The 11,111-nt window shown below is 30.6% G+C and carries 11 protein-coding genes; 1 reads left to right on the forward strand and 10 read right to left on the reverse strand.

Translation table 11 applies throughout. The features are described 5' to 3' along the window. Nucleotides 1-154 precede the first annotated feature (154 nt). Complete coding sequence (locus tag ACTTA5_RS04870; RefSeq protein ID WP_440648366.1) at nt 155-1,186, forward strand: GAF domain-containing protein; 1,032 nt, start codon at nt 155-157, stop codon at nt 1,184-1,186. A gap of 1 nt (nt 1,187) precedes the next feature. Here ACTTA5_RS04870 and ACTTA5_RS04875 read toward each other — a convergent pair whose 3' ends face one another. From ACTTA5_RS04875 to ACTTA5_RS04920, 10 genes are all read right to left on the reverse strand, one after another. After that, complete coding sequence (locus ACTTA5_RS04875) at nt 1,188-2,393, reverse strand: MFS transporter (protein WP_440648368.1); 1,206 nt, start codon at nt 2,391-2,393, stop codon at nt 1,188-1,190. 6 nt (nt 2,394-2,399) lie between these two features. Then, a complete protein-coding gene (locus ACTTA5_RS04880) occupies nt 2,400-3,353 on the reverse strand; it encodes a 2-hydroxyacid dehydrogenase (protein ID WP_075505843.1) in 954 nt (317 codons plus the stop codon). A gap of 7 nt (nt 3,354-3,360) precedes the next feature. Then, nucleotides 3,361-4,650: a glycolate oxidase subunit GlcF gene (gene glcF / locus ACTTA5_RS04885; RefSeq protein WP_440613663.1), complete on the reverse strand. Its 1,290-nt coding sequence runs from the start codon at nt 4,648-4,650 to the stop codon at nt 3,361-3,363. Then, the gene (locus tag ACTTA5_RS04890) at nt 4,650-5,930 is read right to left on the reverse strand and encodes an FAD-binding protein (protein WP_440648370.1); all 1,281 of its coding nucleotides are present in this window, start codon (nt 5,928-5,930) and stop codon (nt 4,650-4,652) included. Before ACTTA5_RS04890 ends, glcF begins: the two co-directional genes overlap by 1 nt. Further along, entirely contained in the window at nt 5,884-7,380 is a 1,497-nt protein-coding gene (locus tag ACTTA5_RS04895; protein WP_440648372.1) for an FAD-linked oxidase C-terminal domain-containing protein, read from the reverse strand. The genes ACTTA5_RS04890 and ACTTA5_RS04895 overlap by 47 nt, the downstream gene beginning before the upstream one ends. Before the next feature lie 3 nt (nt 7,381-7,383). After that, the gene (locus ACTTA5_RS04900; protein WP_440648374.1) at nt 7,384-8,547 is read right to left on the reverse strand and encodes a pyridoxal phosphate-dependent aminotransferase; all 1,164 of its coding nucleotides are present in this window, start codon (nt 8,545-8,547) and stop codon (nt 7,384-7,386) included. Nucleotides 8,548-8,620: 73 nt separating this feature from the next. Further along, entirely contained in the window at nt 8,621-9,772 is a 1,152-nt protein-coding gene (locus tag ACTTA5_RS04905; RefSeq protein WP_440648376.1) for an alpha-hydroxy acid oxidase, read from the reverse strand. A 9-nt stretch (nt 9,773-9,781) separates the two neighbouring features. Further along, entirely contained in the window at nt 9,782-10,294 is a 513-nt protein-coding gene (locus ACTTA5_RS04910; protein WP_440613658.1) for an acyloxyacyl hydrolase, read from the reverse strand. A gap of 6 nt (nt 10,295-10,300) precedes the next feature. Beyond that, nucleotides 10,301-10,660: a cytochrome c-type biogenesis protein gene (locus tag ACTTA5_RS04915; RefSeq protein ID WP_440648378.1), complete on the reverse strand. Its 360-nt coding sequence runs from the start codon at nt 10,658-10,660 to the stop codon at nt 10,301-10,303. After that, on the reverse strand, nt 10,657-11,111 hold a 455-nt coding region (locus ACTTA5_RS04920), incomplete at its 5' end, for a DsbE family thiol:disulfide interchange protein (protein ID WP_440648380.1). The genes ACTTA5_RS04915 and ACTTA5_RS04920, both read right to left, overlap by 4 nt.

Raw genomic sequence — 11,111 nt, forward strand, 5'->3', positions numbered from 1 at the left:
ATAGAATGGAGTCAACGGCATCTTTATATGTACAAAAAGTTAACAATTACAACCTGTGGTTGGTTGTTGTATCTAGAAAAACAAATAAACTTTTAAAATGTCAAACTTAAGTCACTCAAACAGCGAACTTAAAAATATCCTACACAAAAGGAATATGAGCTCTTATGAGATGGGAAAAGATATTAACGAAAGTTGGTTGAGATGTATCAGTGAAGGCCTTGATCCGTTTAATGATCCTAAACAAAGTGTAATTTCATCAATCGAACTAAAAGAAATAAAAGAGCGAAACGAAGCTGTCAGAAGAATAATTATTCCTGAACTAGAACTTCTTTATTCCCAAATAGCGGGAACAAATTTTATGGTAGCTTACTCAGATGAGAAAGGATTAGTCTTAGATACAATTTATGACAAATCTTGTTTACAAACTGACGTTGGTAAAACAGTAATACCAGGATCAATTTGGGCAGAAAAAATTTGTGGAACAAACGGTCTTGGATTATCTGTTGAACTAAAAAAACCAACTATCGTTTCAGGTAAAGAACACTTTTTTACTGCTCATGAAAATATATCGTGCTTTGCAAGTCCAATTATAAATTATGATGGTAAAATTATTGGTATTATAGATGCTTCAACAGACTCGATGTCCAGAGAACAACATACACTAGCTTTAGTAAGACTTGCTACTAGAAGTATCGAAACCAAATTGTTTATTAAAAAGTTTGAAAACGAATTAATTATTTCTTTTCATCCAAGACAAGAATATCTAACTACAACTAGTGTTGGGATGCTGGCGATAAATGGTGATGGATTAATTGTAGGTGCAAACAACAATGCAAAAATTATGCTTAATGGACTAGTTGATTTAAAAAATGAGAATTTTAACAAAATTTTTACAACTTCATTTTCATCAATTGCATCAGATATCTTAAATAATAAAACTCTAAAGATAACAGATCATTTAGGTTCATCTGTTTTTGTAGTCAAAAGTCAAAATTTTAAAGAAAGTAAATTTATAGAAACTGATAAACAAAACAAAACTTACGCTTGTAAAAATTGTGAGGATACAAAAATTAAAAGAGAAAAGTGTATCTTAATTAGATCTACTTTTAGTGAAACTAATAATATTTCTGCAGTATCAAGAAAATTAGGTGTGTCTAGAACTACAATTTATAAGCATCTAAATTAGATTAATTATTTTTTATTAAAAAATATAAATAAGAAGTTAAAGACGTAACTAGTACAAAAGACATTGCTAATTGAAATGAAGCAATTTCAGAATAATTTAAACTTAATCCTAAATCTATAATAAGGCCAATTATCCATTGCAGAAAGAAGGCACCTATAAATATTAACAAATTATAAGAAGTTAGAGCTTTGCCTGCATTAGAAACAGAAAAAGCCATCCCAACTGCTGGCTGAATTAAAGACAAAAATACAGCTGAAACTATGAATAATGCCCAATGAATTGAATCTGTATTTGGACCTAGATAAATAATTACACCCAATACCAATAAACTTAATGGTGAACCATATTTCAACAATCTGATTGCATCATTAACATTCTTTGAAAATTTCGGAACAAAATAGCCCCATATTAAAAATGATAGCAGCATAAAAAAATAAATTAAAAATAACCCTTTTGCACTTTCCTCTGGTGTATACCCAGATACTTTTATCATCCAAGGACCAGCCCATAGTGTTTGGATAGCAAATAATCCTCCAGTGCTAAAAAAGCCCATTGGAATAACACTTCTGAAGAATTGATTTTGCCAAACAATACTCAATTTTGCATCATCGTTTTTCTGACTACCTTTTGAAGTCCACTGAGGAATAAAAATAATTATCAAAATTATACAAACCAAAGTTATGAAAGCTAAAAGCAAAAATATATTTCTCCAACCAATTATAGGTAAGAAAAATTGAACTGGTAAACTTGATGACAACATACCAATTGCACCGACCATTAACATCCATGAGTTTGCACGTTGTTGGGTTTCATCTTGATACCAAATCCGATAAGCTGTCAAAGGCCCCATTAAACAAGCTCCAACACCAACTCCTATAATAATTCTAGATACTAAAAGAGTTAAAAAATTCTCAGCGAGAGCAAATATTAATAAACCAACAATGGTTAATGATAAAAAGTATGAAACAATTTTTCTTGGACCTCTCATGTCTAGCATATAGCCTAAAGGGATTTGTACACTTGCAAATCCTAGAAAATATCCACCTCCCAATAATCCAAGCTCTCCCGCAGAAAGATTAAATTCATTTACTAATTCAGGTGAAATTGTTGCAGTTATTGCTCTTAAGAGAGTAGAAATAAAATATCCTAAAGCAAAAACTAAAAAAATTATAATAGCTTTTGATTTAGCTAGAACAGGTTTATTCATTAAAATTTAGTTAACTTTATTAACGCAATTACCAGTTCTAAAAAATTCTTCTATATTGTCTATTGCTAAATTTCCCATTGCAATTCTAGTATCTTTTGTAGCGCTTCCTAAATGAGGCAAAACAAAAACACTCGGGATTTTTAAATAACCAGGATTTAAGTTTGGTTCATTTTTATAAACATCTAATCCTGCAGCATAAATTTTTCTTCTATTCAATGCATCAATCAAAGCTTCATCATCAACTATATCACCTCGAGCAACATTTGTTATCACAGCACCTTTGGGGAAATACTCAACTGTCTCTTTATTTATTAGGTTTTCTGTTTCCTTTGTAGCTGGGCAACAGATAGATAAAACATCTGAAACTGAAAAAAGACTTTTTATACTGTCATGATAAATTGCGCCCTGCTCTTTATCTTCACTTAATTTTGAACGATTATGATAATGAATAACCATGCCTAAAGATTTAGCAATATTTGCAATTTTTTGACCGATACGACCCATACCTAAAATTCCTAGTCTTGTTCCTGTTAACTGTTTTCCAATTAAATAATCTGCGGACCATTTCCATCCACCCTCACGCGCAGATTCAATTCCTTCTGACGCTCTTCGACAAGCTCCTAATATAAGCAATATTCCTATCTCAGCTGTAGCATCTGACAAAACTTCTGGGGTATTAGTTACGGCAATACCTCTTTTTTTAGCAGCATCTAAATCAATATTTCCAAAACCAACTGCAAAATTTGAAATTATTTTAATACTATCTGGAAGTTTATTTATTGTATCAGCATCTAATTTTTCAGTTAAAGATGATAAAATTCCATCACATCCTTCGCTCATTTCAATAATTTTTGATTGTGAATAAAGTTCATCATTTGAATTAAATTTAGCTTCAAATAATTTTGATGCTTTATCTTCACTCTCTCGGATCAGTCTTCTTGTAATTAAAATTTTTTTCATAAAACCCCTATTTTAAAATTTCAGGTTTGGGACCGCCTGTGTACCAATCCAAAACTTCAATTGTATGTAAAATTGGGACTTTAGTACCATGAGAAATTTGGGTAATACAACCAATATTTCCTGTTGAAATAAAATCAGGGTTTAAACTTTCTATGTTATTTACCTTATTTTTTAGTAGTTGTTTTGCAATTTTTGATTGTAAAATATTATAAGTTCCAGCTGATCCACAACAAATGTGTCCTTGTGGAATTTCCATAATTTCATTGTCAGTTTTTTCAAGTAATGAAATTGGTTGTGAATGGACTTTTTGACCATGCTGCATTGAACATGCAGAGTGATAAGCAACTTTATATTTCTTTCCTTTAGATTTTATATTTAGTTTTAAACTTTCAAAAATATATTCAGAAATATCTCTTGTAAGATCTGATATGACTTTTGCTTTTTTACTTAACTCTTTGTCATCTCTAAAAATAAAACCATAATCCTTCATGGTAGTACCACAACCTGATGTATTAGATAAAATTGCGTCTAAATTTCCCTTTTGATGCTCCTCATACCAAGTATTTATATTATTTTTAAAATCTTGGTGAGCATCCTCTTCTTTTCCTAGATGGTGATTTAAAGATCCACAGCAACGAATTTTTTTTGGAACTACAACTTCAACCCCATGTCTATTTAATAATCTGATTGTTGCTTCATTTATTTGAGGTGAAATTTCTTTTTGTACACATCCAGTTAATAAAGCAACTCTTGCTATTCTTTTCTTGTCCGAAACTTTGTAAATCTCTTTAATAGGTAAAGTTTTTTTTGGAAAAGTTGTTGGCATTAATTCAATCATGTCTTTAATCTTTGTAGGCATTAAGAATTTAAATGGCATTGCCAATTTAACAAAAAAACTTGAGAGTCTAAATACTTTAACATTTGGTAAAGTGATTGATAAAAAATATCTAATTAGTTTATCAAAAAAAGATCTTTGATAATTTTTTTCAATATATTTTTTTCCATGATCTATGATGTGCATGTAATTCACACCAGCAGGACAAGTAGTCATGCAGCTATAACATGAAAGACAACGATCGATATGCTTAACAACTTTTTCAGTTGGTTTTCTGTTATTTTCCAACATGTCCTTAATAAGATAAATTCTACCTCTTGGACCATCCAATTCATCACCTAACAGCTGATGTGTAGGGCAAGTAGCATTACACATTCCACAGTGAACACACTTTTTAAATACTTTTTCTGTAGCAAAATTATCAGAGTCTTTAAGTTGCTGTTCAGTAAATTTTGTTTGCATTAAATTCCTCTATACATTTTTCCAGGGTTTAAAATTCTTTTTGGATCAAAACTTTTCTTAATTTTTTCTGAAATCATCAAACGTATATCATCAACTGTAAAAATTGATTCTCCATAATCATAATCAGCAGAAGTTTTTATTACAGTTAAATAACCACCAGATTCCAAAGCTATTTTTTTTAGCTCTTTTATTTTTTCTTCTTTATGTTCATCAACTTCTATCCAAAATAATGATCCACACCAATCCACAAAATATTTATATTTATTATCTAAAAATTTTAATAAATTTGATCCTTTTGCTGGAGGAATAACCATTCTAATTAAATTATTTTTTGTATTCTCAAAAATTTCTAAATTATTGATTTTTTTCCAAAATGGTTCTGATTGATAAACATCTAAAGTAGAATTTTCAAATTTATCAAGTTCAAGCTCTTTACTTAAATTTTTAATTTTTTCCTTAATTGAAATTTTATCTCCCTCTACTCTAAAAGCTAGAAAAGAAGTATTTGATTTTAAATCATTAAATTTAAATACAGAATTTTTTTTCTTCAAAAAATCATCATCCTTTGATTTATTAGGAATATACGCTGCTCCTGATATTTCACTGCTGGAACTTGATAATTTAATAAATAAATCAAAAATTTCCTCAGATTTATCAATATAAATTGCAATTGTATTTGAAGAATCTTTTTTTGGTAGAACCTTTAAAGTGATTTCTGTTAAAGCTACTAAGGTGCCAAAGGATCCAGCTATAAGTTTTGACAAATCATAACCAGTAACATTTTTAACTACAGTACCTCCTGATTTGATAATATCCCCTTTACCATTTACTCCTTTAAAACCTAACACATGATCTCTAACACTTCCAACTTTAAACCTTCTTGAGCCTGCATAATTACAGGATAAATACCCTGCTATAGTTCCTTTGTTAGATACACCATTTTTTATATAACCAAAATCAATAGGCTCAAAAGCTAATTCCTGATTATTTTCATCAAGTATTTTTTCAACTTCTTCTATTGGCGTACAAGCCTTTACTTTAATATATAGTTCTTCAGGTCTGTAATCTATTATGCCTGTTAATTTTGAAAGCGACATTGTGTTTGCTGATTGAGCTTTGTTTCCTATGAAGCTTTTAGAATTATGTCCTATTATTTCTGTGGGAGAATCTTTTTTATAAAGTTCTCTAATTAATTCTGAAACTTCACTCTCGTTTTTTGGATAATAGATATTATTAGAATCTTGGAAGATCTGGGAATTTATCTTTGCTTTTGTGGACATGAACCCTTCCTTCCTCCGCGCATTTTCTAAGAATAGGATATACTTTTCCAGGATTTAATAAATTTTTCTCATCTAATGATTTTTTAATATCTAACTGTTGTTGAATATCATCGTCATTAAACATCTCACACATAAGTTCTCTTTTTTCGATACCAACTCCATGCTCTCCTGTGATTACTCCTCCAAGTCTTACGCAAGTCTTTAATATTTCTGATCCAAACTCTTCGGTTTTTCTTAACTGCTCTTTATCATTTCCATCAAACATAATTAGTGGATGTAAATTTCCATCACCTGCATGAAAACAATTTGCCACTGGTAAATTATACTTTTCTGAAAGTTTTTTTATTTCAAGTAAAGCTTCTGCGAGTTTACCTCTAGGTATTGAGCCATCCATACAATAATAATCTGGGGCCATCGCTCCACATGCTGGAAACGCAGCTTTTCTCCCAGCCCAGAAAGATAATCTCTCTTTTTCATTTTTGCTTAGTTTTAAACTTGAACAATTATTTTTTTTACAAATTATCTCAACTTTTTTGATCAACTCATTTACTTCTGACTCTGTTCCATCAAGTTCAACGATTAATAATAATTCAGCATCTCTTGGATAACCAGCTTTGCTAAAATTATCTGTTGCTTCAATAAGAGCTTTGTCCATAATTTCCATTCCAGCTGGAACTATTCCACTTGAAATTATTTCAGACGCTGCATCTCCTCCTTCTTTAATAGATGGAAAACCAATTAAAGCTGCTTTAACAACTTCTGGTTTTTTCAGAATCTTAACAGTTACTTCAGTAACAACGCCTAATAATCCTTCTGAACCACAAATTAATCCCATAAGGTCATACCCTTCTTGATCAAAAGATTTTCCTCCAATTTTACAAATGGTTCCATCCATCATTACCATTTCTACACCTAAAATATTGTTTGTAGTGGTTCCATATTTTAAAGAATGAACACCTCCTGAATTTTCAGCCACATTACCACCTATTGAGCATGCTAATTGACTAGATGGATCTGGAGCATAATAAAAACCCTTATGTTCTACAGCATGAGTAATTCCTAAATTAGTAACACCAGGTTGAGTGATCACACATTTATTCTCATAATCAATTTCTAAAATTTTATTAAATTTTCCTAAACCCAAAAGGATGGCATCTTGCAAAGGTAATGCCCCACCGGATAAACCTGTACCAGCTCCTCTTGGAACTACTTTGATATTTTCTTCATTACAATATTTAAGAATTTCGCTAACCTCTCTAGTGTTTTCAGGCAAGACCACGGCTAGAGGTGTTTGGGTATAAACTGAAAGAGCATCAGTTTCATAAGGTCTCAATTCATCGGCTTCGCTTAAAACATTTTCTGGATTAGTTAGACTTGATAGTTTTTTTACTATTTGAGATTTATTAGATACAATAGACCTATCAATTTTTGGTAAAGCTATTTCAGACATAGCTTAACCTAGCATTTTTTTGATATTTTCCAATGCGTTAGAAATGTTATCCTGAGATGCAGCAAAGCTAAATCTTACGTAATCTTTGCATGTTTTTCCAAATGCCGTGCCTGGGACAATAGCAACACCCGCTTCATGCATGGCTCTTTTACAAAACTCTGAACCATCCATTCCAGTCCCTATAACTTTTGGAAATGCATAAAATGCTCCTCCTGGCAAACTGCATTCTATTCCAGGTAGACTATTCAGTCCTTCATGAATTAATTTTCTTCTTTGTGTAAATTTTTCCATCATCAAATCAATTGAATCGTCTGGTCCATCAAGCGCTGCTATTCCTGCAAATTGAGCCGCAGCATTAACACAAGAAACACTATTGATTAGTAATTTATTAATATGTTCAATTAAATTTTCAGGCCAAAAACTCCAACCTAATCTCCAACCTGTCATTGAGTAAGCTTTACTCCAGCCCTCTAAAACAATTAGTCTTTCTCTTAACTCAGGATAGTTAAAGAATGTTGGCATTTCTTTATTGTCAAATATTTGTCTACTGTAAATTTCATCACTTAGGATTGTAACATGCGGATGTTTTTTTAAACCCTCTGCTAATTTATCAATTTCAGACTTCTCAACAAAACTTCCAGTTGGGTTGTTAGGGTTAATTAAAATTAACAATCTAGTCTTTTCAGTGATTAAAGATAAAATTTTATCTGCACTAAATTTTAAATCTTTATCTTCTGTTAAATCATAAGGTACAGCAGTAGAGCCTGTATAATTAATCATAGATTCATAAATAGGAAAAGCTGGTGTTGGATGAATAATTTCTGCTCCTGGCTCACCAAAACACTGTATTGCATAATGCATTGTAGGTTTTCCACCTGGCATTATGATAATTCTTTCTGGATCTACTTCAGCGTTATATCTCTTTTTGATCCATCTAGTAACCGCTTGTCTGCACTCTAAAATTCCGTTTGAAAGAACATACCCATGGTGACCATCATCTAAAGCTTTCTTTGCAGCTTCAACTACATGTTTAGGTGTTTTAAAATCTGGCTGACCCAACCCAAGATGTATCATTGGGTTTCCTTGTGCTTCTAATTTTTTAGCTTCTGCTAAAACTGAAAAAGCACTTTCTGTTCCAAGTCTATCAAGTGACGCTGCTAGTTTCATAATAAAGTTGGAAAATATACATAAATTAAGTTAATTGTCTATTAAGATAAAATTTGAATTTCCTTAATTTATCTTAATTTCTGTAGATTATTTTTGATTCATCAAGATCTTTTACAGATTTACAGCCCATCAAAATCATATTTCTTCTAATTTCTTTTTGCATGTTCTCTAGTAATCTTTCAACACCTTGTTGTCCTCCAGCGCCCAAACTAAAAAGAAATGCTTTTCCAAAACTACAAGCTGTTGCGCCGGCTGCAAGAGCTTTTAAAACATGCGTTCCTCTTCTTACTCCACCATCTAGAATAATTTCTAACTTATCACCTACTGCATCTGAAATTGCTTTAACTTGATCAAAAGGTGATCTCGATCCATCCAATTGTCTTCCCCCATGATTAGATATCATTATCGCTGTACAGCCTATATCAATTGCTCTCTTTGCATCTTCAACGGACATTACACCTTTTAGTGCCATTGGTTTATTCCATTTTTTAATACAGTATTCTGCATCTTTCCAATTCATCGCTGGATCATATTGCTCATTAATATAATCCATTACTGATTTAGATATGTTTGTTCCTTTGTCGGTTTTGTTTTTAATATTTGCTAACTCAAATTTTTTATTAGTAAAATATTTAAAAACCCAACCAGGTCTCATGGCAAAACTTAATAAACTATCTAATGTAAATTTAGGTGGAGTAGTAAAACCAGTTCTATGATCTCTTTCTCTATTTCCTGCAACTAATGTATCAACAGTAATGCACATACCGTCAAAATTTGCTCTGCTACATCTATCAATTAAATCATCAGTAATTGATTTATCCTTATGGATATAAAGTTGAAATAGTTTTGGACCGCTAGAAACATTCGCAACTTCTTCTATAGAGAATGATGCCATTGTTGACATACTATAAATTGTATTAAATTTTTCTGCTGCTCTAGCAGAAGCTTTATCACCTTCTGGGTCATACAAACTTTGCATCGCTGTAGGAGACAAAAATAGAGGCATATCAATTTTTCTACCAAAAACTGTTGTAGATAAATCTGGCTCTCCAACACTGTTTAAAATATTAGGAACTAAATCACAGTCGTTAAACGAATCTGTATTTCTGTTTAAAGTTATTTCATCATCAGCACCTCCATCAATATAATGAAATATTGGTGCTGGTAATTTTTTCTTGGCTAATTTTCTAAAGTCATCAAAATTATAGCAATCATTTAAATTCATAAAAGTGTATTAGAAGCTTTTAAAGAAATTAAACATATAACTATTTGCCCCAGGATTTTTATCTCCTATACTTGCATTAGATATATGATTATATGAAAAACCAAATTGACTGCTCTCAGACATATCTAAAGAAATTTGTAACTCAGATTTAAATTCTAAAACGTGACCTAAGTCTTTTCCATCACCTTCGTGATATAATCCTGGAGTAAAACTTGGATTAAAATTTAAAGAACCTATTTTATATTGTGCTTCTACTCCTGTATAAACATAAGCCGCACTATCTGCAGTTATAAGAGCACCAGTAATAGGTGATAAATTTCCAAGAAAAGTATCTCTATTTAAGTTTTCATTTTGATGCTGAAAGCCAATTAATTCTGATTTTTTTCCATCGTCACTAAAATCAAACATCCCAGTATAAACGTTAAACTCAGTATTTAAATCTCTCTGTTTAATTTCCTCTGCATTTGATGAAATCGGAAACGCTAGAAATATAAGTAAAATCAGAATTTTTTTTAAATGCATTTTGGATTAATTTTTAAATTTTAGTTTTTTGAAGATTATTGCACCTCCAAGTAAAAATATCAATATTGGCAATAACCAAAGAATATAAGTATTTTTATTTAAACCAGGATCATACAAAATCCATTCTCCGTATTTTTCTTTAAAAAAATCATAAATTTGGTTTTCAGATAATCCTTCCTCAAGTTTTTTATCAACTAAAATTTTCATGCTATTTGCAAAATCTGAATCAGAATCATACACAGATTGACCCTGACAAATTAAACATCTTAAATTTTTCGTAATCTTATTTCTTTCAAGCTGATCACTAGCAAATGATATTTTTGGAATTAATAATAAAATAATTAAAGCAATTTTTAAAATTTTCATTTTATTATCGAGTTAATTTCGTTAATTAATTTTTCATTTAATGGTCCAATGTATTTTGCAACTATTTTATTTTTATGGATCAAAAAAGTTTCTGGCACACCATATGCCCCCCACTCTATTGAAATTGTACCATCTTCATCTAATAAAATTGTTTCGTAGGGATTTCCTAATTTTATTAGAAAATTTTGAGCATTATTAAAATTATCTTTATAATTTAATCCAATTAAAGTTACTTTATTGTTTTCACTTAATTTCATTAAATAAGAATGTTCTTGTCTACAGGGTACACACCACGAAGCCCATATGTTTAATAAATAAAATTTATTTGAATTAAATATTTCTGATGAATTAACATTTTCTTTAGTGTTAAACTTAATACTAGAAAAAATTGGTATATCTTTTTTTATTTCTGACTTGGGAGTATAAATATTTGTATTTTGCAAACCTTTAT

Origin of the sequence: Candidatus Pelagibacter sp. HIMB1521 (assembly GCF_052047875.1) — a bacterium.
Lineage (GTDB): Bacteria > Pseudomonadota > Alphaproteobacteria > Pelagibacterales > Pelagibacteraceae > Pelagibacter.